The organism is Acidobacteriota bacterium (assembly GCA_026393675.1).
In the GTDB taxonomy this organism is placed as follows: domain Bacteria; phylum Acidobacteriota; class Vicinamibacteria; order Vicinamibacterales; family JAKQTR01; genus JBAXOX01.
The window spans coordinates 185,888-206,043 of sequence record JAPKZQ010000004.1 but is presented as its reverse complement, the minus strand read 5'-3'; the positions used below and the strand labels follow the sequence as shown (position 1 = coordinate 206,043).

General features: G+C 65.1%; 24 protein-coding genes and 1 pseudogene. 22 read left to right on the top strand and 3 right to left on the bottom strand.

The window, feature by feature from the left end:
* Window positions 1–216 precede the first annotated feature (216 nt).
* The 3 genes from NT151_02350 to NT151_02340 all read left to right on the top strand — a co-directional run bounded on the left by NT151_02350 (window position 217) and on the right by NT151_02340 (window position 2,044).
* Entirely contained in the window at window positions 217–501 is a 285-nt protein-coding gene (locus NT151_02350) for a EutN/CcmL family microcompartment protein (GenBank protein ID MCX6537768.1), read from the top strand.
* Complete coding sequence (locus tag NT151_02345; protein ID MCX6537767.1) at window positions 498–767, top strand: EutN/CcmL family microcompartment protein; 270 nt, start codon at window positions 498–500, stop codon at window positions 765–767. Before NT151_02350 ends, NT151_02345 begins: the two co-directional genes overlap by 4 nt.
* A gap of 104 nt (window positions 768–871) precedes the next feature.
* Window positions 872–2,044, top strand: a complete 1,173-nt coding sequence (locus NT151_02340) for a COX15/CtaA family protein (GenBank protein ID MCX6537766.1) — start codon at window positions 872–874, stop codon at window positions 2,042–2,044.
* Here NT151_02340 and NT151_02335 read toward each other — a convergent pair.
* Window positions 2,028–2,501: a chemotaxis protein CheX gene (locus NT151_02335; GenBank protein ID MCX6537765.1), complete on the bottom strand. Its 474-nt coding sequence runs from the start codon at window positions 2,499–2,501 to the stop codon at window positions 2,028–2,030. The genes NT151_02340 and NT151_02335 overlap by 17 nt on opposite strands.
* A gap of 22 nt (window positions 2,502–2,523) precedes the next feature.
* The gene (locus NT151_02330; GenBank protein ID MCX6537764.1) at window positions 2,524–2,889 is read right to left on the bottom strand and encodes a response regulator; all 366 of its coding nucleotides are present in this window, start codon (window positions 2,887–2,889) and stop codon (window positions 2,524–2,526) included.
* A 220-nt stretch (window positions 2,890–3,109) separates the two neighbouring features.
* Between NT151_02330 and NT151_02325 the strand changes: the two genes are divergently transcribed.
* Complete coding sequence (locus tag NT151_02325; protein MCX6537763.1) at window positions 3,110–3,847, top strand: HAMP domain-containing sensor histidine kinase; 738 nt, start codon at window positions 3,110–3,112, stop codon at window positions 3,845–3,847.
* Between the two features lie 135 nt (window positions 3,848–3,982).
* Here NT151_02325 and NT151_02320 read toward each other — a convergent pair whose 3' ends face one another.
* Entirely contained in the window at window positions 3,983–5,398 is a 1,416-nt protein-coding gene (locus tag NT151_02320) for a sigma-54 dependent transcriptional regulator (protein ID MCX6537762.1), read from the bottom strand.
* Window positions 5,399–5,565: 167 nt separating this feature from the next.
* On the opposite strand from NT151_02320, the gene NT151_02315 reads away from it, so the two are divergent.
* The 18 genes and pseudogenes from NT151_02315 to fliR all read left to right on the top strand — a co-directional run bounded on the left by NT151_02315 (window position 5,566) and on the right by fliR (window position 20,156).
* Window positions 5,566–6,120 (top strand): response regulator, encoded by a 555-nt coding sequence (locus NT151_02315; protein ID MCX6537761.1) that lies wholly within the window; start codon window positions 5,566–5,568, stop codon window positions 6,118–6,120.
* Between the two features lie 256 nt (window positions 6,121–6,376).
* Window positions 6,377–6,784, top strand: coding sequence for a flagellar basal body rod protein FlgB (flgB, locus tag NT151_02310; protein ID MCX6537760.1), 408 nt, complete (start codon window positions 6,377–6,379; stop codon window positions 6,782–6,784).
* Between the two features lie 2 nt (window positions 6,785–6,786).
* Window positions 6,787–7,209, top strand: coding sequence for a flagellar basal body rod protein FlgC (gene flgC / locus NT151_02305; protein MCX6537759.1), 423 nt, complete (start codon window positions 6,787–6,789; stop codon window positions 7,207–7,209).
* Window positions 7,210–7,221: 12 nt separating this feature from the next.
* Complete coding sequence (gene fliE, locus NT151_02300) at window positions 7,222–7,515, top strand: flagellar hook-basal body complex protein FliE (GenBank protein ID MCX6537758.1); 294 nt, start codon at window positions 7,222–7,224, stop codon at window positions 7,513–7,515.
* 35 nt (window positions 7,516–7,550) lie between these two features.
* Window positions 7,551–9,206 carry a flagellar basal-body MS-ring/collar protein FliF gene (gene fliF, locus NT151_02295; GenBank protein ID MCX6537757.1) on the top strand — a complete coding sequence of 552 codons (1,656 nt, stop codon included), beginning with the start codon at window positions 7,551–7,553 and terminating at the stop codon, window positions 9,204–9,206.
* A gap of 9 nt (window positions 9,207–9,215) precedes the next feature.
* Window positions 9,216–10,223: a flagellar motor switch protein FliG gene (gene fliG, locus NT151_02290; protein ID MCX6537756.1), complete on the top strand. Its 1,008-nt coding sequence runs from the start codon at window positions 9,216–9,218 to the stop codon at window positions 10,221–10,223.
* The gene (locus NT151_02285) at window positions 10,213–10,884 is read left to right on the top strand and encodes a FliH/SctL family protein (protein MCX6537755.1); all 672 of its coding nucleotides are present in this window, start codon (window positions 10,213–10,215) and stop codon (window positions 10,882–10,884) included. Before fliG ends, NT151_02285 begins: the two co-directional genes overlap by 11 nt.
* A gap of 46 nt (window positions 10,885–10,930) precedes the next feature.
* Window positions 10,931–12,187, top strand: a complete 1,257-nt coding sequence (locus NT151_02280) for a FliI/YscN family ATPase (GenBank protein ID MCX6537754.1) — start codon at window positions 10,931–10,933, stop codon at window positions 12,185–12,187.
* A gap of 2 nt (window positions 12,188–12,189) precedes the next feature.
* The gene (locus NT151_02275) at window positions 12,190–12,654 is read left to right on the top strand and encodes a flagellar FliJ family protein (protein ID MCX6537753.1); all 465 of its coding nucleotides are present in this window, start codon (window positions 12,190–12,192) and stop codon (window positions 12,652–12,654) included.
* Window positions 12,651–12,863 (top strand): annotated as a pseudogene (locus NT151_02270) (flagellar biosynthesis protein FlgD). Before NT151_02275 ends, NT151_02270 begins: the two are co-directional and overlap by 4 nt.
* Window positions 12,864–13,125: 262 nt before the next feature.
* Window positions 13,126–14,436 (top strand): flagellar hook protein FlgE, encoded by a 1,311-nt coding sequence (locus NT151_02265; GenBank protein MCX6537752.1) that lies wholly within the window; start codon window positions 13,126–13,128, stop codon window positions 14,434–14,436.
* A gap of 167 nt (window positions 14,437–14,603) precedes the next feature.
* Window positions 14,604–16,835 carry a flagellar hook-length control protein FliK gene (locus tag NT151_02260; protein ID MCX6537751.1) on the top strand — a complete coding sequence of 744 codons (2,232 nt, stop codon included), beginning with the start codon at window positions 14,604–14,606 and terminating at the stop codon, window positions 16,833–16,835.
* 184 nt (window positions 16,836–17,019) lie between these two features.
* Window positions 17,020–17,589, top strand: a complete 570-nt coding sequence (locus NT151_02255; GenBank protein MCX6537750.1) for a flagellar basal body-associated FliL family protein — start codon at window positions 17,020–17,022, stop codon at window positions 17,587–17,589.
* Window positions 17,555–17,881, top strand: a complete 327-nt coding sequence (locus NT151_02250) for a FliM/FliN family flagellar motor C-terminal domain-containing protein (protein ID MCX6537749.1) — start codon at window positions 17,555–17,557, stop codon at window positions 17,879–17,881. Before NT151_02255 ends, NT151_02250 begins: the two co-directional genes overlap by 35 nt.
* Complete coding sequence (locus NT151_02245; GenBank protein ID MCX6537748.1) at window positions 17,881–18,246, top strand: flagellar biosynthetic protein FliO; 366 nt, start codon at window positions 17,881–17,883, stop codon at window positions 18,244–18,246. The genes NT151_02250 and NT151_02245 overlap by 1 nt, the downstream gene beginning before the upstream one ends.
* Window positions 18,243–18,983: a flagellar type III secretion system pore protein FliP gene (gene fliP, locus NT151_02240; GenBank protein MCX6537747.1), complete on the top strand. Its 741-nt coding sequence runs from the start codon at window positions 18,243–18,245 to the stop codon at window positions 18,981–18,983. Before NT151_02245 ends, fliP begins: the two co-directional genes overlap by 4 nt.
* A gap of 148 nt (window positions 18,984–19,131) precedes the next feature.
* A complete protein-coding gene (locus NT151_02235) occupies window positions 19,132–19,401 on the top strand; it encodes a flagellar biosynthetic protein FliQ (protein MCX6537746.1) in 270 nt (89 codons plus the stop codon).
* Window positions 19,398–20,156: a flagellar biosynthetic protein FliR gene (gene fliR / locus NT151_02230; protein ID MCX6537745.1), complete on the top strand. Its 759-nt coding sequence runs from the start codon at window positions 19,398–19,400 to the stop codon at window positions 20,154–20,156. Before NT151_02235 ends, fliR begins: the two co-directional genes overlap by 4 nt.

Below are 20,156 nucleotides of genomic sequence, written 5' to 3'. Positions count from 1 at the left end.
CTCGGTGAACGTCGAGGGAAGCCGTATGCGGGAAATCCGCACGTACGGTTTGACGAGGGGTTGCTGGTCCGTGCGTGATTCCACGGCGGACTGGGGCCTACTCCACCCGGCTTGCGTGAGCGGGGACGCGGAGGAACCGTCCTCTCGACGGCCTCGTTGGCCTCGATGGCGATCGAGGAGTAGGAACAGGACAGTGACGGCAAGACTGGAGACGGCATGCTGCTCGGACGGATCATTGGCACCGTAGTGCCGTGCGTCGTGTACGACGGGCTCGCCGGCGTACCCATGCTGATCGTCCAACCGCTCGACAAGGGCGGCGCGCCGACGGGCGCGCCCATAATCGCCGCTGATGCCACGCGGATGGCAGGTCCTGACGAAATGGTCTATTACGAGGGTGGACGCGAAGCCGCGCTCGCGCTTGATCCGTGGTTCGTCCCCGTCGACCATACGATCGTAGGCATCGTGGATCACCTGCACGTGGCACCCGGGAGCGCGACATGATCCTCGGCCGCGTCATCGGCGAGATCACGTCGACCATCAATCACCCGTTCTACGACGCGAAGAAGATCCTCCTCGTCGAGCGCACCGATCCGTCCGGCGGCGCCCTGCCCGACTATCTGATCGCGATCGACATGGTGGGCGCGGGCCCGGGCGAGCGCGTGCTCGTGCTCGACGAAGGTACTGGCGCCCGTCAGATCGTCATCTCGAAAGACGCCCCCATCCGCTCCGTCATCGTCGGCATCATCGACGCCGTCGAACTCACCTGACGGAACCCAATGGCCATGTGATGAGGTGTTGGGCCGTGAAGCGGCACAACGCCCCGTCGTATCGGACCGGCCACACACAGCCGGCTCCGGCGTATGATCGACGCGTGCATACCAAGCTTGCCCGATTTGCCTGGCTGGTTCTGGCCTACAACCTGGCGGTCGTCGTCTGGGGCGCGTACGTGCGCGCCACCGGATCGGGTGCCGGCTGCGGCGCCCACTGGCCGCTCTGCAATGGCGAGGTGATTCCTCGGGCGCCCACCCCCGAGATGCTCGTCGAGTTCTCGCACCGCGCATCGAGCGGTCTGGCGCTGGTCGCGGTCGTTGTCCTGCTTGTGTGGGCCTTTCGCGTGTGCGAGGCCGGCCACCCGGCCCGGCGCGGGGCCGTGCTGGCGATGATCTTCATGCTGACCGAGGCGGCCCTTGGCGCGGGCCTCGTGCTCTTCCGGCTCGTGGCCGACAATCCGAGCATGGCCCATGCGATGGCCATGGTGGCGCACTTGGCCAACACGTTCCTGTTGCTGGCCTCACTGGCCCTGACCGCGCACTGGGCCTCGGGCGGTGCCGATGTCAGTCTTAGTGCCCCGATTCCGACAGACGGCGACGATAGTCCGGAGCGCGGCGCCCGGATCGCAAGGCGCGACGACCGAGCATATCGGGAATATTCGAGGAAGGAGCAACGCAGTGAGGCCGGGGCCCCCGACGCGGCAGCCGCGTTGGGGTGGCAGCCGGGATGCCCCGCCCGGAATACGTCGGCGGATGTCGGAATCGGGGCACTAAATGTCGCGAATCGCGGGCGGCTCGTCGGCATGCTGGCCGCCGGGCTGATCGGCCTGATTGCGGTGGCAAAGAGCGGAGCCGTCGCCGCGCTCGGCGACACGTTGTATCCGGTGCGGTCGATGGCCGATGGCTTGACCGCTGACCTCTCGACCACCTCAAACCTGCTCATTCGCCTGCGAGTGTTGCATCCGGCGCTGGCGATGCTCGTCGGTGCGCTGCTGGTATTCGGCGTGGGTCGCGTGCGGCTGCCCGCCGACGCGTCGATCGGTCGACTGGCCAGGCGGGCCGTGGTCGTGCTCGCTCTCGCCGAGGTGTTCGCCGGTTTCCTGAACTTGTGGCTGCTCGCGCCGGTCTGGATGCAGATGGTCCACCTGCTGATGGCCGATCTGCTATGGATCGCGCTGGTCCTGCTGGCGGCGTCGGCCCTCTCGAAGAGGCCCGCGACAGTGTCTGGCCTCGCGGCCACGGGAACCAGGAGCGGGATCAGTTCTTCATCATGATCAGCTCGACGCAGATCTCCTCATCCTCCATCTTGAACGGGCAGAGGACGCGGCTGACGTCGGAGACATACCTCGTGTAGAAATCCGATCCAATCGTGACGGTTGGAATCGAGATGGCCCACGGATGACCGGCGTCTGTCATTTTGGTCCGCAGCGCGCCGGCGATCATGTTGGTGATCTCGCCAATCGCATCGGGCATTTCGCCATTCACTTCGGCGGCCGGCATGCCGAGCAGACTCCCGGCGATCTGTTTTGCGGCGTCCATCGTGCTGTAGAAGGCGACCAGACCAGACTCGCTGCCCGCGAAGCTGACCGTGCCCACCACATTCGATTTCGGCCGCGGCGCGTCGCCCTCAATGGGTGTGCCGAGTTCGAGATGGCGCATGACCATCATCTCGAAGACTTCCCGCGCCGATTCAATCAACAGATCAACGGCTTTTTTCTGTACGCTCCGCATGGTGTCCTCGCTCGGGATCGCTTCAACCCGCTAGTACGGCTTCGATCTTCTCTCTCATCGTATCGGGGGTGAAGGGCTTGACGACGTAGTTGGTGACCCCGGCCCGCAACGCCTCGACGATGTCGTCCTTGGCGGCATTGGTCGTGACCATCAGCACCGGCAGTTTCGTGTTTTTCTCGTTGCTGCGGACCGATCGAATGAACTCGATCCCGGTCATTTCCGGCATGTTCCAGTCTGTAATGATCATATCGACCTGGTTGGCCGCCAGGCGATCAATCCCCTCACGTCCATTCGCGGCCTCCACGATGTCCTGGTAGCCGAGCTTGTTCAGGGTGTTGATCAGAATCCGCCGCATCGTTGAGGAATCGTCGACAACCAGAAATTTCATGGTGCGCCACCAGTTGGGGCCGCTACACGGCCAGAGAACTGCTTCGCCCTATGGAATCGGCGGCCTCGTGCGAAACTTGAGGACCACCCATGGGGCGGCATCCCACAGGGACCGACGCCGGAGGCGGACTGCGGCTGGCCGGAGATGTAGAATGGTCCGTCCGGCCACAACGGATCACCGCGTCGGACAGGCCGGTCTCCGATCGCACATGGGTGACCACATGACTGTCGATTCCGCTGGGTCGTGGACGATTCCCGACGACCAACTCTCCCGTGTCAATCGCTGGGTCCTCGTCACGAGCGTTGTTCGCGGCACCGTTCACACCGTCAACAACATTCTCCAGACGATCGGCGGCCAGGCCGAGTTGCTCGGCCAGCGCCAGAATCTCGACGACGATGTCCGGCGACGACTGGATCGGATTGCGGCTCAGACCCTGCGCGCAGCCGCGCTGATGCGGGACTTGTCCTCGCTGGGGCGTGAAAGTCGGGAGATTGCCGATCGAACCGATCTGCGGGAGGGCGTCGAACGGGTCGTCTCGCTGCGCCAGTATGACTTGTCGCGTGCTCAGATCAGGGCTGAGATCACGGGAGAAGCGGCCGGCTCGTCGGTGGCTGCCATCGATCCGCAGGCCTTGACGCTCGCCATCCTCAACATCATCCTCAACGCCGAGCAGGCGCTCGCCGGTCAGTCCGGCGCGAGAATCGCGGTAGAGGTGGGGCGCAAGGACGGGCAGTTCGTCATCAGCATTGCTGACAACGGGCCGGGCGTGCCGGTCGAGGACCGCGACCGGATCTTCGACCCGTTCTTCACGACGGGCCGGAGCGGAGCGACCATCGGGCTCGGGCTGACGGTCGCCAGGCGACTGGTGGAAGCACATGGCGGGCGCCTGGCGCTCTCCGGCGATTGCGCGCCAGGGCAGGCAGGTGCCCGCTTCGATCTGTCCCTTCCGGCGGCCTAAGTTCTTCGATTCAGAAATTCGGCAACGAGTTCATTCGCTCAGGACTTAGTGCTGAGCGATCATTTTCGCCGGATCGCCTGGCAAGAACATGCAACCGTAACTGCGAGTCGAAGCACTGACGGCGCTGCGTGCCTATCAGGCGGCGGAGGTGGCGCCGTCGCTGACGGCCAGCCGATGGAGCTTGTCGATAAACGTGGTGCGGCTCAGATTCAGCAGGCGGGCCGCCTGGCGCTTGTTGCCGCCCGTCTTCTCGAGGCACCGCAGAATCAGGTCGCGCTCCAACTGCGACACCACCGATGCGAAATCCAGCCCGTCGTCCGGAATCGCCATGGCGGCTGGGCGAAGCGGCTCGACGTCGCTCCTGATGTCTTCCGGCAGATTCCGGATCGCGATTTCGCGTTCGGTCCCGGACATCGCAACGGCGTGCTCGATGGCGTTTTCGAGCTGGCGGATATTGCCCGGCCACGGAACCGCCATCAACTGGCGCACCACTTCCTGCGACAGTGTCTTGGTCGGCAGATTGTTGGCCTTGCACGCCTTCTGCACGAAATGGCGGGCGAGCAGCGGGATGTCCTCGATGCGATCGCGCAGCGGGGGCAGCATGACCGGGATGACGTTGAGCCGGTAGAACAGGTCTTCGCGGAACTGTCCTTCCTTGACGAGTTTGCGCAAGTCCGTATTGGTGGCCGCGATGATGCGCGCGTCGAACTTGATGGGGCGCGCATCGCCCACGCGTTCGATCTCGCGCTCCTGCAGGGCGCGCAATAACTTGGTCTGCAGCGGGACACCCATCACAGCGACCTCGTCGATAAACAGCGTCCCGCGATGCGCCAGCTCGAAGCGGCCGATGCGCGCATTGATCGCCCCCGTGAACGCGCCCTTGGTGTGGCCGAACAGTTCCGCTTCGACCAGCGCCTCGGGAATGGCTGCGGCGTTGAACGCCACGAAGCGGTGTTCGGCCCGCGGGCTGCTCTGGTGGATCGCGCGGGCGATCATCTCCTTGCCCGTGCCGGTCTCGCCCTGGATGAGCACCGTGCTGTTCATCCGGCTGATGGCTTCGAGTGAGGCGAACACTTGACGGATTGCCGGGCTCTGTCCGATGATGCCGAAGCTTCTCCCGTAGTCGTTGAGTTGGGCGCGCAGGTCGGCGTTTTCTTCCCGAAGTTCCCGGCGTTCGAACGCGGATTTGAGCACCCGCGAGACCTGCGACAACTGAAAGGGCTTGCACAGGAAGTCGACCGCGCCTTCCTTCATCGCCGTGACCGCTTCGGCGACACCGCCGAACCCGGTGACCATGACGGCGATGATGTCGGGGTACCGATCCATGGCCACGCGAAGGAGATCGATGCCGTCCGCGTCGGGCAGCCGCAGATCAATCACGCAGGCATCGAAGGCAAACCCCGCGAGCCGCTCGAGCGCCTCGTGGCCATTGGCCGCCAGCGTGGGCCGAAAACCGTCGGCGGTGCGCGATTCACCCAGGAGTTCCCGGAAGTCCGTTTCGTCTTCCACGACAAGGACAGTGGATTCTTTAGCGAGCGATGTGAGCACCATGAGTGTTGGCCTCCCGGTTCCGTCTACGTGGCTGACCCCACGCTCTTACTGGCGGCTTGCCGACCACCACGCGACCGTCGCAATGATCGATGATCCTGACCCGTTCAAGAAATCGACAGCGATGTCGATTATCCGTCAGATCTGTGTCTGTTTGACGAGGAACAGCAATGTCCACGCCACACGCTGACGATTTCAGCTCAATCGGAGAGTTGCTGGTCGTAGACGACGACCCGGACATCAGGGAATTGCTCGCGGAGCACCTGAGGAGCCGGGGGCTCCGAGTGGCCACAGCAGCCGATGGGCGAGCCGCCGTGGCGGCCATCGAGCGGTCACCGGGCCAGTTCAATCTCATCCTGACCGACCTTCAACTGCCAGGGGCCGACGGTCTAGCCGTCCTCCGAGCGGCGAAACGGGTCCATCCGGCCTGTAATGTCGTCATTATTACGGGCTATGCCTCGCTCGACAGCGCCATCGAGGCGGTCAGATCGGGCGCCTACGATTACCTCACTAAACCATTCTCTTTAGGGCAGTTAGACGTTATCCTAACCCGCATTCGCGACCGACAGGCGCTGGAATTCGAGAATCGGCAACTCGCCAGGCAGGTCGTGAATCGTGATACGAGTACCAGCAGCGTGTCGCTGCCTGGCCGCCTCGACGCGATTGAAAGTCGGCTTGAGCGTATCGAACGGTTACTACAGGACTTAGCGGCATCACGGCGGTAATCTTCTTCGCGATCCGTTCAGGCCCCTGTCCGTCAGGTCTTGGTATTCCAGATGAACGTCTGACATGTCGGATCGCCGGCCAAAGACGACGGCCGCCCGGCCGAAGACCTGACGCCATACTGTGAAGTAAGTGGCCTCTACGGCTCGTGATTTCCTCTTCACGCCGCCCCGACCGGGGCACCGTTCTTGCAACCCGACCCCTCGACGCGCTTCGGCGAGCTTGTACCGCCCGCGGCGTGAGGAAGGGAGGGGAGCCGTGCCCGACTACAGCGACACCGCCATCACCGATGCCCTCCGCCGGCAGATGACGCTTGCCGCGGCGAGGCAGGTGGTCGCCGCCTCGAACCTCGCCAATGTGGACACGCCCGGCTATCGTGCCCGCGAAGTCGATTTCTCGGAAGCGCTCACCCGTCATGTGTCGGATGGCGTGGTGCTGGCCAAGACGCAGCCAGGGCACCTGGATGATCCGAACGCCAGGGCGAGCGCGAGTGACGTGCGCACGCGCGAGGTGGCCGGTCTCGACGCGCGGCGTGACGGCAACACCGTGCAGATTGATCGTGAACTGCTCTCGATGGGCAGCGCGGCTGGCGATTTCGCCCGTGCGCAGACCGTGCTCGCGGCCAAGTTCAGGCTGCTTCGCTACGCCATCAACGAAGCGAAATAACCATGCCTACTCTTACTTCCGCCATCGCCGCCAGCGCCTCGGCGCTCAATGCCGAGCGGACCCGTGTCGAGGTGGCCGTTTCGAACATCGCGAACGCCGACTCCACGCGGGGCCCCAACGGCCAGCCGTACCGCCGTCGGGACGTCATGCTCCAGCCCGACGAGCAGTCCGCGTTTGACAGCACGCTTGGCGGCGCGGTCGGCGTCCGCGTGGCCAGCGTCGTGGAAGATCGCGCACCGTTCCAGCAACGCTACGAACCGTCGCATCCCGATGCCGACGAGAACGGCTACGTCTCGCTGCCCAATGTCGACCCCAACACCGAGATGGTGGACATGATTGGCGCGTCACGTGCCTATCAGGCCAATCTCGCGGCCATTTCGATTATCCGGGACATGCTCCAAAAAGCTCTCGATCTCGGGCGCTAGTGAGGTACACCGATGGCGATTGCTCCAATTGGCACTCCAGTCACAGCCGTTACGCTACCCTCGACGCCGCGAATCCAGGGCGCTGAGAGTCCGGGGTTCTCGGACACGCTCAAGCAGCTCGTCGACAAGGTCGAAACGTCGGGCACCGAGGCCAATGACGCTATTGGGCGGATGATGGACGGCACGGGCGACGTGCACGAAGCCATGATCGCGTTGCAGACGTCAGACCTGGCTTTCCAGATGGCCGTCCAGGTTCGGAACAAGTTCGTGCAGGCGTACCAGGACATCATGCGGATGCCTGTGTAGCCTGTCTTCCCTGACACCATCGAGCATTCGTCATCGTGGACTTCGAAAACACCTTCAAACGACTCGCGGCGCTCGGCGGGTCCCTGTCGACCACCCAGCTCGTCAGCCTCGTCGCCGCGTTTGTCGGGGTGGTGGCGCTGGTGGTCGGTTCGGCTAACTGGCTGAGCCAGGAATCCTACGTCCTGCTGTTCACGGATCTGGATGCCGTGTCCGCCACCGACGTGGTGGGCCGCCTGAAGTCGATGAAGGAGCCGTATAAGATCGCGGACGGCGGCCGAACGGTCAGGGTGCCCGAGCGCCGGATCGACGAATTGCGACTCCAGTTTGCGTCGACGGGCATGCCGAGCGCGGGCCGCATCGGCTTCGAGATTTTCGATCAGGTCTCGTTTGGCGCCACCGAGTTCCTTGAGCAGGTCAACTACCGGCGCGCGCTCGAAGGCGAGATTGCCCGGACGATTGCCACGCTGACGGAAGTGTCAAGCGCGCGCGTGCACATCGCCACGACCAAGAACTCGCTCTTCGAGACGCGGCAACAACCCGCGAAAGCGTCGGTCGTCCTGAAGCTGCGCGGGAACAAGACACTCGGCGCGGGCACCGTGCAGGGCATTTGCGCGCTGGTCGCCGCCGCTGTCGAAGGTCTGCGGCCCGAAGCGGTCGTCATCCTCGACAGCTTCGGCCGTCCGCTGACCAAGTCGAGCGACGAAGGCGATCTGTCCAACTCCGGGCCGTCGATGGACCGGCAGTTGTCGCTCGAGAAGGATCTGACCACCAAGGTCGTCAGTCTGCTGGAGCCTGTCGTGGGGTCCGGGCGCGTGCGCGTCAATGTCGCTGTCCGTCTGAACGCCCAAAGCGAGGAGCAGACCGAGGAGCGGTGGGATCCGAACACGACCGTGGTCCGAAGCAAGGTCACCTCGTCTGATCAGGCCACGGCCAACGCGCAGGCCACCGGCATCGCCGGTGCACGCGCCAACCTCCCCGATCCTGCGGCCAAGCCCGCCGATCCGGCCAGGCCTCCCGACGTGCGCCTCGCGGGCCGCAGTTCGGAAACCGCCAACTACGAGATCAGCCGCACCACGCGACACACCACCAAGCCGAACGGCGAGATCGCACGCCTGTCGGTTGCCGTCATCCTGGACGATCTGGCAGTGACAACCACCGGCAGTGACGGCACCGTGAAGCGAACCAACAAGCCGCGGACCAAGAACGAACTACTGAGAATCCAGAACCTCGTCACCGCCGCCGTCGGGATCGATGCCTCGCGCGGGGACCTGCTCACCGTCGACAACGTGTCGTTCACCGAGCGCCCCGATGCCGAAGACGTTCCGGTCCCAGTGGGCACGCTGGAGAAGTACTCGCCGCAGATCAACGATATCGGCCGGCTCGGGGTTGTCCTCGTGCTCGGCGCAATGGCGTTCTTCATGGTCATTCGGCCCATCGTCAAGAAGGCCCTGGCCGGACCGATGACGCCGATGGTTCCGGCCCCGGCACTGTCTGGGCAATCGGCCGCGTCTCTCCGCACGATTGAAGATCTCGAAGGTGCCATCGAAGCGGAACTCGATGCCGCCACGGCGCAGAACGCCCACGGGTTGAAGATTCCCGTGCTGTCAAAACGCATTGGTGCGATGACGCAGAAGGAACCCGAGCACGCGGCGCGGCTCGTTCGGGCGTGGCTCCGTGAAGACAGGCGGTAGGGACCGGTTATGGCGACAGCCCAAAAAGGACTTCGAAAAGCGGCGATGTTCACCCTGCTCATCGGCCACGAGACCGCGACCAAGATCTTCAAGGAGTTGACCGAGGACGAGGTCGAGGCGATTGCCCAGGAGGTCACCTCCCTTCAGGGCGTCCCGGCCGAGGTGGGTGAACAGGTCCTCAACGAGTTTCACCAGATGTGGACCGCGGCCGACTACATCGCCCGCGGCGGCCCCGATGTGGCGCGCCAGTTCCTCGTGAAGGCGTTCGGTCCGGACGAGGCCCGGAAGATCGTTGAACGACTCGTGAAGACATCCGAGTCGACCTTCGTGTTCTCCGTGCTCAACCGCGCCGACCCGCAGCACCTGTCGAAGTTCATCCTGTCGGAGAACCCGCAGACCATCGCGCTCATCCTCGCGCACCTCAAACCGGCGGGCGCCGCCGAACTGGTCGGGCTGCTGCCCGAGCAGATGCGGTCCGAAGTCCTGCGCCGCATGGCCAATCTCGATGACATTTCGCCAGATGTCATCGGGCGTATTTCGTCGGTGATCGAGGAACGGCTGCGCGTGCTCGGCGGAGCTACGCACGAATCCTACGGTGGCGTCCGGGCCGTGGCCGAGCTGCTCAACCGGCTCGATCGCAGCATGAGCCAGAGTGTGCTGGGCGGCATCGAAGGCGAGAACGCGGATCTGGCCGTGGCGATCCGCAACCTGATGTTCGTGTTCGAAGACCTGCTCCACGTCGAGGATCAGTCGATTCGCGAGATCGTGTCGCGCGCCGACAAGAAGGCGTTGACGTTGGCGCTCAAGGGATCGTCGGAAGAAATCCGCGCGAAGTTCCTCAAGAACATGTCGAGCCGCGCGGCCGACATGATCAAGGAAGAAATGGAAGTGCTCGGCGCGGTCCGGCTGCGGGACGTCGAACGCGCCCAGCAGGACATCGTCTCAATCGCGCGCAAGCTCGAGGAAGAGGGACTCCTCGTGACCGGCGCGGCGGGCGGAGAAGCGTATGTCGTCTAAAGGCCAGCGCATCACCGGCGGGAACGTCGTGCCCTTTGACTGGGGGCTTCGCCACGCGAGCGATCCCGGCAACGCCCCCCCATCGCCGCCCGTCCCGGCGCCCACCAGCGAGGGCGGCGATGCCCAGTCGAGACTGGCCAAGCTCGAACGCGAGGCGTTCGCGACCGCGTACGCGCAGGGCGAGAAAGCCGGGCACGAAGCTGGCGCCAAACGCGCCGACGCCATGTTGCGGCGCATGGCCGACACCCTCAAAGAACTCGAAGACCTGCGACAGACCATCATCCGCCAGACGGAGCGCCAGGTCGTACAGCTCGCCCTGTCGATCGCGCAGCGGATCCTGCGCCGGGAGGTGCAGGTCGACCAGGAACTCACGTGCGCGATGGCGCGCGTGGCGCTCGACCGCCTGGGCGAAGTGGCCTCAATCAGGATCCGGTTGAATCCAGACGATCACGCGGCCATCACGGCCAGACACGGTCCGGCATGGGCCGGACGGAACGTGACGATCGAAGCGGACCCCGCCATCAATCGGGGCGGGTGTCTCATCGAATCGCCATTCGGGTTCATCGACGCCAGTGTCGAGGCCCAGTTCAAGGTGATCGAACAGACGTTGGCGGCCGACGAACCTGTCGAAGTGAGGGTGGTGGGTCCACGTGCCTCGTGATTTTTCGCTGACCCGTTATCACGATCTCGTTCGGCGGACCGAACCGATGCAGGTGTCAGGGCGCGTGGTTCGCACCGTAGGCCTGATTGTCGAATCGCGCGGGCCGAGAGCCCGGGTGGGTGAGGTGTGCGAACTGCGCCGCCACGGGGATGAGCCGGTGCTCCCCCTCGAGGTCGTCGGGTTCCGCGAAGGGTTGTTGCTCACTGTTCCGCTCGGCACGACGTCGGGCATCAGGCCTGGTGATGTGATCATCGCGCGTGGAGGCGCCGCGACCGTTTCGGTGGGCGACGGATTGCTCGGCCGTGTCGTCGACGGACTGGGGAAGCCGATTGACAGCCAGGGACCGATTTCGACGACCGAAGACTACGCCCTGCAGCCGCCGCCGCTGAACCCGCTCGACCGCGATCCGGTCGTGACGCCAATCGGCACCGGCGTGCGGGCAATCGACGGCCTGCTCACCGTCGGGCGCGGACAGCGTCTCGGCCTGTTTGGCGGCAGCGGCGTCGGCAAGAGCACGCTGATGGGCATGATGGCCCGAGGCACCTCGGCCGATGTTACGGTGATTGGCCTGGTCGGCGAGCGCGGACGCGAGGTCCGCACGTTTCTCGAACACGATCTCGGGGCCGAAGGCCTGCGCCGCGCCGTGGTAGTCGTCTCGACCTCCGACAGCCCGTCGCTGCTGCGGCTGCGCGCGGCCTACACGGCCACCGCCATTGCGGAGTACTTCAGGGACCAGGGCAAGCAGGTCCTGTTGCTGATGGATTCGGTCACGCGCTTCGCGATGGCGCAGCGCGAAGTGGGGCTGGCCGCAGGCGAACCGCCGACGGCGAAAGGCTACCCGCCATCCGTCTTCGCGCTGCTGCCGCAGTTGCTCGAACGCGCCGGCAATGTCCGGGGCCGCGGCGGCATCACGGCGTTCTACACGGTGCTGGTCGAAGGCGACGATCACAACGAACCGGTGGCCGACGCGGTGCGCGCGATTCTCGACGGGCACGTCGTGCTGTCGCGCGATCTGGCCTCGTCCAATCACTATCCGGCCATCGACGTTCTCCAGAGCGTCAGCCGAACGATGCCCGACGTCACCACGGTCGAGCACCGGGTCAAGGCCGGCCGCGTCCGCGAATGGCTCGCGACGATCCGCGGCGCCGAGGATCTGGTCAACGTGGGTGCGTACGTCGCCGGCAGCAATCCCAGAATCGACGAAGCGCTTGCTCGACGTGACAGTATCACGTCCTTCCTGCGTCAATCCGCCGACGCTCCGTGCAACTCCACGGCTGCGTTCCAGGCGCTGCTCGCCGTCTGATCATGCGTTCCTTTGTCTTCCGCGCGCACGCCGCGCTCGATCTGCGCCGCCGACGAGACGAGGACGCGCAGCGGGAATTGGCTGCGGCAAATGCGGCGGTCGCCCGCGCGGAGACCGAACGTGACGCCTCCGTGCAGGCCTGCGAACAGGCGAAGGTGCGGGCGACCGACGAACAGCGGCGCGGCGGCGACCTCGCCATCTTGATGTGGTACCGAAATTGGATAGTCCTTCAGCGGCGCGACATCGCCAGGCGGCACGAGGTGGTCGCGAGCCGACGACAGGACGCACAATCGGCTCGAGACCGCGCGATCCGCACACATGTTGATGTCCGCGTGCTGGAGAACCTGAAACAGCGTCAGTGGCGCGCCTACACGATCGAGGTTCAGCGCGCCGAGCAGAAGGAGATTGACTGGCTCGCCGTACTGCGCTCGCTGACGCCGGCCGCCGGTCTTGAGGAGTCTGAATGAGCATCGACCCGACCAGCGGCATCACCGCCACCAGTGCGGCCTCGGCAGTCGCGGCCACCCAGTCCGCCAACAACCAGATCGGCAAGGACGCGTTCCTGAAGCTGTTGGTGACGCAACTCCAGCACCAGGACCCGACCAAGCCGGTCGACGACACCGCGTTTATCGCGCAACTCGCGCAGTTCAGCTCGCTCGAGCAACTGACGCAGATCGCCGAGTCGACCACCGCGCTCCGCAGCATCTTCGAAGCGATCCCGGGCGCCACCCCCGCGTCGACCGTGTACTCGCAGGCGGCCGCCGCCACCCAACCAGTCGTCGCCACACAGCCGTATGCCAGCAACGGCACCAGTGCGGCGATGCCAACGGCCGCGCCCCTCGTCGTGGGCGCCACCACTTCGTCGACCTCATAGCGCTAACTGAGGGCGATCAGGGTACCAGACAGACACACAGCTAACGGCAAGGGGACACGACACCATGGCAGCAGGATCATTTTCCGCAGGTCTTTCGGGGCTCAACGCCAATTCAGCCTACCTCAGTGTCATCGGCAACAACCTGGCGAACATCAACACAGTGGCGTACAAAGCGAGCGCCGTCAGCTTTCAGGATCTGGTGAGCCAGTCCATCACGGGCTCGAGCGACAACCCGATGCAGGTGGGCCTAGGCGTCAAGATCGGATCGGTGTCGCCGGTGTTCAGCCAGGGAGCGATCTCCAACACCAGCGATGCCACCAACGTCGCCGTCCAGGGTGCCGGCTTCTTCGTCGTTGCCGGACCGGAGGGCCAGTCGTATACTCGCGCGGGCGATTTCAGTTTCGACGCGAATGGCGTACTGGTCACGCCAGACGGTCACGCCGTTCAGGGCTGGACGACGACCGACCCGACCACGGGCAGGGTGGTGACCACGGCCCAGCCGAGCGACATCACCATCTCGCCGGGTGTGCTGCGCGCGCCAGTGGCGACCGCGTCGTTCAAGACCCTGACCAACCTGGATTCGGCCGCGGCCGTGAACGACGAGTTCACGACGTCGGTGCAGGTCTACGACGCGCTCGGCAAGTCTCACGTGATGACGATCACCTACACCAACACCGCTCCCGGAGCGTGGGACGTGAACTTCGAACTGCCCGGGGCCGAGGCGACGGGAGGAACTCCCGGCACGCCATTCTCGGTCGCAGCCGCATCGTTGGAATTCGACGCCACGGGGCAGCTGGCTAAAGTGACCCCGACCAACCCAGCCGCCGGCGGCGGTGACCTCACGGCGGGTACACCTGTTCCTCTCGCGGCCGTCACCTTCGCCACCCCCGCGTGGGTTGATGGCGCGGCCGCCAATGCGATGAGCTGGGACATCATCGATGCCAATGGAGCCGGCGCCCTGACCGGATTCCGGTCGACGTCGGCCACCTCGTCTATCACCCAGAACGGCAGCGGCTCCGGGATGATCAACAATATCAGCGTCGCGTCCGACGGTACCATAGTCGCCGCCCTTGGAGCCGGCCAGACGTTGTCGGTCGGTCAGATTGCGCTTGCCTCATTCAACAACCCGAAAGGTCTCGTCAAGCTCGGGTCGAGCCGTTACGGCTCGAGCGAGGCGGCAGGCCTGCCGAACATCGGGGTGGCTGGCACAGGCGGTCGGGGAACCTTTATCGGCAGCGCGCTCGAGCAGTCCAATGTCGATATCGCTCAGGAATTCACGCAGATGATCCTGGCCCAGCGCGGGTACCAGGCCAATTCGAAAACCATTACGGTGTCCGACGAGATCATGGTCGATACGCTCGGTATGAAGCGGTAAGACCGTAGTGCTTCGATTCGCACGTGCGATTGCGTCGTCGTGCGAGCCGATCCGGTGAGAATTGCTCGCTCAGCACTACGTCCTGAGTGACGAGGTCGTTGAGCGGATCGGTGAATCGAAGAACGTCGTGGGGTTCTAGCGCCGTGGACACAACATTTGACGCTGGCATGATCGCTGTGTCGGTCGGAGGTGAGGGCTGCGCGGCTCCTTTCGGAGCGCGCACCTCGCCTTCCAAAGCCTCGTTCGGATCGGCACTGGAGGACGCCTTGGACGGCGCGGCGCTCAAGAACGCGCCGCCTCTTGGCAAAGACGGCGCGGCCGCTGACGCCCGACAGGACGCAGGCGGGCCGACTCCGCGTGGAGACGGTCTGCCGGAGGATGATCACAGGGCGGCCACCGGTTCCTGGACGATTGGCGATGTTCTCGCGATGGCGCGAGCCGCAGCCGGCGGCGGCAGGCGCGGGGTCGCGGGTGGCGCACACATCCGCCCCAATGATGTCGGCGGAGTGATTCCAGATCCGCGGGCATCGAGCCAGATCGGAGAGGCTGCGGCAATTGCCGACGCCTCTCAGGGAACAGCCACCGCATCAGTCGCTGCCGACGAACCGATCAAGAACGCGCAAGCCCATCACAAAGAAAACCAGACGCCCTTCGCGGCTGCTGTTCAGGTTGACGCACTACCCGCCGACGTTCCGCCGTGTGCGACGACGACCGCCAATCACCTGTCGGACGAAGCTCAGGGCCTCGACGGCCAGAACGCCTCAGAACAACAGGACCAGCACGCAGGTGTCGAAGGAGCGAGCGGGACCGGTGCGATGCCTGGAGCCCCGACGCCAGGGCTTCCGGACGTGGCCTCGATCGTGGCATCTCACGGAATGGCTCGCGAGGACATCAATGAACTCGCTGGAAACGCTCAGCAATCGGCGCCCGGAAGTGGCGTCGTCTCGCCAGCCGGGACAATCGGAACTCTCGACGCGTCCCCGACCGGCACGTTGGCCGGTGATAGCGCCAACCAGTTTTCGACGGCCCCCTCGGCGAGCGGGCCGGCTCCGCGCCAGACTCGGACGACCGGCGAATTCGCCCGTGCCTTCGCGGGGCGGTTCGGGCACCGCGCGGCGTCGGGAGCCGCAACGCCAGGAGTTCCGGATATTGCGTCGACCGCGGCATCTCAGGGAATGGCTCGCGACGACATTACTGAGCTCGCTGCAAACGCTCAGGAATCGGCGCCCGGACGTGGCAACTCTCCGCCGGCCGGCACGACCGGTGTTCTTGAGGCGGCCCTGACCAGTACGTTGGCCGGCGACAGCGCCAACCCGTTCTCGAATCCCATCTTGGCGAGCGGGCCGGCGCCGCGCCAGATTCAGACGACCGGCGAACTTTCCCGTGCCTCCACGGGGCAGCTCGGGTCCAGCCTCGGGGATGTGCCGCCCAGCGGCACGTTTTCGTTGCTCGGCGCCGCCGTGCCCGAAGGTGTGGCGCAGGCCGGTGGCGGGAGTGCCGAGTCGATGGCCGCGGGCATTCGGGCGTCACTCGCCAGGTTCCTCAATTTAGATGTCAGACCATCGACCGCCCGGCCAGTGACCGCAGGCAACGAGCCGCGCCTGGTTTCCGGCCCGCTGGCATTCGTGGCCGATTCCGGGACCGTCGCGGTCCCCGCGCAGGGCGCAGAGCAGACTACGAGCCAGGCAGGCGTCGCCGAGGCTGGGAAGACGCCCTTCCAGATCGCCCATCAGGAGCCGATCGAATCGCCGATCTGGGCACGAAACGAACTCGCCAAAGCGGCAAGGTTGTCTCAGGACATCATTCAGCAGGTGCAACTAGCTGCAGCCGGGACGGATCCGCGCGGTGGGGACGCAAGCCTAGATCGGTCGGCGGACCGCAATCCCACCCGGGAAGGATCGGCGCGACCAGCCCAGCCGTTCGGGTTGCCGGTTGGTCCGGGCGCGTCAACCGGCGTTGGAGGCTCACTGGCCACCACACCTTCGACTTCGACTGCGGTTCGGTCTGGCGAGACCATTCCCGAGCCCACGACCGAGTCCGGCTCATTGACGCATTCGATTGTCCGCGTGATGAAGCTCCAGTGGAGCCAGGGAGGCGGCGAAGTCCAGTTGCGGCTCAGACCGGAACATCTGGGCGAATTGACCGTCGCGCTGCGCGTCGAATCAGGGGCCGTGTCGGCGACGCTCCGCTCGGATTCGCCCTTGGTTCGTGCCTGGATTGAGCAGCACCAGCAGGATCTGAGGACCGGTCTCAAGGAATCGGGGCTGACGCTTGAGCGGCTGTCGGTCGACCCGGATGGCCGGCCGCGCGACAACCGGGAGGGTGACATGTACCAGCCCGAGCCGCGGGCGTACCCGAAGCGCCGATTGCCGACCACCCAGTTCGAGTCGCGGATCTAGGCCCATCCTCATCTTCGTCCAATGGTCGGCTGACCGGCACGTCTGTTCGGCCAGTCGACCGCCCGTCCTCCGTCCAACCCCGAGAATCCCCAGTAGCTGAATGGTTTGCGCCGTTCTCAGGTCGGCATCTTCCTTGCTCTTTGAGGTACGACACGCCTCTCTAGAGGCCCAATCGGGATGACTCATGGACGAATCGAAACCCGCCGCCGCGACCGCAGCCCAGAAACCGGGAGCCGCTGCCCCGGACAAGAAGCCCGCGCCCAACGCGTCCAAGAAGAAGGGCAAGTTCGGCCTGATTCTCGGCATCGTCATTGGCGTCCTGGTGCTCGCCGGAGGTGGCGCCGCCGCCTACTGGAAGTTGCGCCCCGCACCTCCCGCGCCGGCGGCTGGGGGCGCCGCCGGCGAAGGTCACGGCGTGGCTGAAGCGGCCGAGACGCACCCGGCCGGCGTCGTGTCGTTCGAGCCGTTCCTGGTCAACCTGGCTGGCGGCAGTGGCCAGACGTATCTCCGGGTCACGCTGAAGCTGCTGGTCGGGTCGGAAGAAGACGCCAAGTTGCTCCAGGAGAGCGAAGTCGCCAAGGCCAGGATGCGTTCCGCGATTCTCGAAGTGCTGGCCACGCAGTCGGCCGACACCCTCGTCACCGTGGAGGGGAAGGCTCAGCTCAAGAAAGCGCTCGTGGAACAGGTTTCGGCCCTCAAACAGAAAACAGAAGTGCGCGATGTCCTCTTCTCCGATTTTGTCGTCCAGTTCTGAACCAGAGGCCGCGTCGGCTGCCCCGGTCGATACCCAGTCGCCGTTTCCGGGACTGATGGACGTGGTGTGCAAGGTCAACATCCGGCTCGGGACCCGGCGCATCACCGTTCGCGAGTGCCTGGCGCTCAGGCAACACAGCATCATCCGCCTGACGCAGCCGATCGGCGACGACCTGCACGTCTGCGTCGAGGATGTGCTGCTGGCCAAAGGCGAGGTGGTGATGGTTGATGACAGCACCTCGATTCGCCTGACCGACACCTCTCCGGATCAGCTGCCCGAGGTCGAGGTGTGATGACGCTGATGCTGGCTCTCGCGCAGGCTCCAGACCCGTCCTTCGGGATCGACGGCGGCGGGCTCATCCGCGCGTTCATTGGTCTGGTGGTCGTGCTCGGCGTCATCGGCCTTCTCGCCTGGCTGCTGCGCCGCGGCGTCATCACGCTGCCCGGCCAGTCCACCAAGGGCCCACTCGCCGTTCACAGCACGCTCCAACTGGGTGAGCGGCGCTCGCTCGCCATCGTGTCGGTTGAAGGGCGGCGCCTCCTGATCGGACTGACGCCGACGCAGGTGACCCTGCTGACCGAACTTGGCGAAGGGCCGGCGCCTTTCGAGCGCGTCCTCGACGGTCGGTCGAGCGGCCCGGTGGCGGGCCAGTCATGAAACGGATCCTGTGTGTTGCGCTCGTCGCCGCCGCGCTCCTGTGCTGCGCGACACCGAGCTTCGCGCAACAGCCGCCCCAGCGCATGGAAATGACGATGGATGGCATCGGCACCATCTCGGCGCCGATCCAGGTCGTCGTCCTGCTGACGTTGCTCAGCTTCGTGCCGGCGATTCTGATGACGATGACCTCGTTTACCAGAATCGTCATCGTGTTTCACTTTCTGCGGCAGGCGATGGGCACGCAGGAAGTGCCGTCGAATCAGATCCTGGTTGGATTGGCTCTTTTCCTCACGATGTTCATCATGGCGCCGGTCGGCGCGGCCATCAACGATCGAGCGGTGCAGCCCGCGATGGCGGGGAAGATCACGACGCTGGAGGCCATCGATCGTGCGACGCCGCCGCTGCGTGACTTCATGCTGCGGCAGACGCGCGAGAGCGACCTGGTGATGTTCCTGGAACTGTCCAAGATGCCGCGGCCGGCCAAGCCTGAGCTGCTGCCGATGCGCGTCGTGATTCCGGCCTACGTGATGTCGGAGATCAAGACCGGCTTCCAGATGGGGTTTTTCGTGTTCGTGCCGTTCCTGCTCATTGATCTGGTCGTGTCGACCAGCCTGCTGTCGATGGGCATGATGCAGTTGCCGCCTGCCATGATCTCGCTGCCCTTCAAGCTGGTCCTGTTCGTGACGGTCGATGGGTGGTCGCTGGTCGTGAAATCGCTCGTGCGCAGTTTCGTGTAGCAGTCCGTGGTGGAAGTGCGTCGTCGCACCGCCCTTCGACAGGCTCAGGGCGTCCCGAGCTTGTCGAGGGCCGAGACCGGTGATGCGCCCGGATGCAGCGCCGGCCGAATGCAGACGGACTTGCACCACGAGCTGCGAAGGAGGGGTCTTGCCTGAAGCACTTGTCGTCGGCGTCACGCGCCAGGCCATCGAAGTGGCATTCGTGTTGGCCCTGCCGATTCTGATGGCGGGCATGATCGCCGGCGTGCTGGTCAGCGTGCTCCAGACCGTCACGTCGATTCACGATAGTGTGCTCGCCTTCATTCCGCGCGCGCTCGCGATTTTCGCCGTGTTCGCGCTGACCTTCCCGTGGATGCTGCGCCTGGCGAGCGGGTTCACGCGTCAGCTCCTGACCAATCTCCCGGAGATCATTCGGTGAACGAGGCCGTTCCGCTCGCCGCGTTTGGCGTGCTGATGGTCCGGCCCGGTGTCCTCATCGTGGCCACGCCGCTTTTTGGCGGTGCGTTCGTGCCGCCGCCGGTGCGCGTTGCCCTGACGGCGATTCTCGGCCTCATCCTGGTCCCGCTCGTACAGGTGCCACCGAATCTTCCGCCGCTGGGCCTGGCGGTGATGGTCGCGGGCGAGGCGGTGGTCGGGCTTGCGCTCGCACTCGCGGTGCACGCGCTCATCGGGGCCGCGGAATTTGCAGGCCACGTTGTGGGTTTTCAGATCGGCCTGTCGTATGCCGCCATTGTCGATCCCCAGAGCGGCGTGCGCAACAACCTGATCGCGTCGCTCTACGGCACGCTGGCCACCATCACCTTTTTCGGCATCAACGGCCACCTGGCCCTGATCCGCACGCTGGTGCAGTCCTACACGACGCTGCCGCCTGGCCACTGGGGCGCGCAGGACGCCATCGCGGGCAGCGTGACGCAACTGCTGGGGATCGTGTTCGTGCTCGGGACGCAATTGTCCATGCCCGTGATCATCGCGCTGCTGCTGGTCGAACTCGTGATGGGCCTGGTGTCGCGGGCGGCGCCCGCGCTCAACCTCATGGTGATTGGATTTCCCGTGCGCCTGTCGGTCGGGTTGCTGGTGCTCGCGTTCGGGATTCACGTCGTCCCGGAAGCGGTGGCGAGGCATGCGCCGAGCGTGCTCGCGGCCGCATGGCGGCTGGTCGGGGCCGTTCGCTAG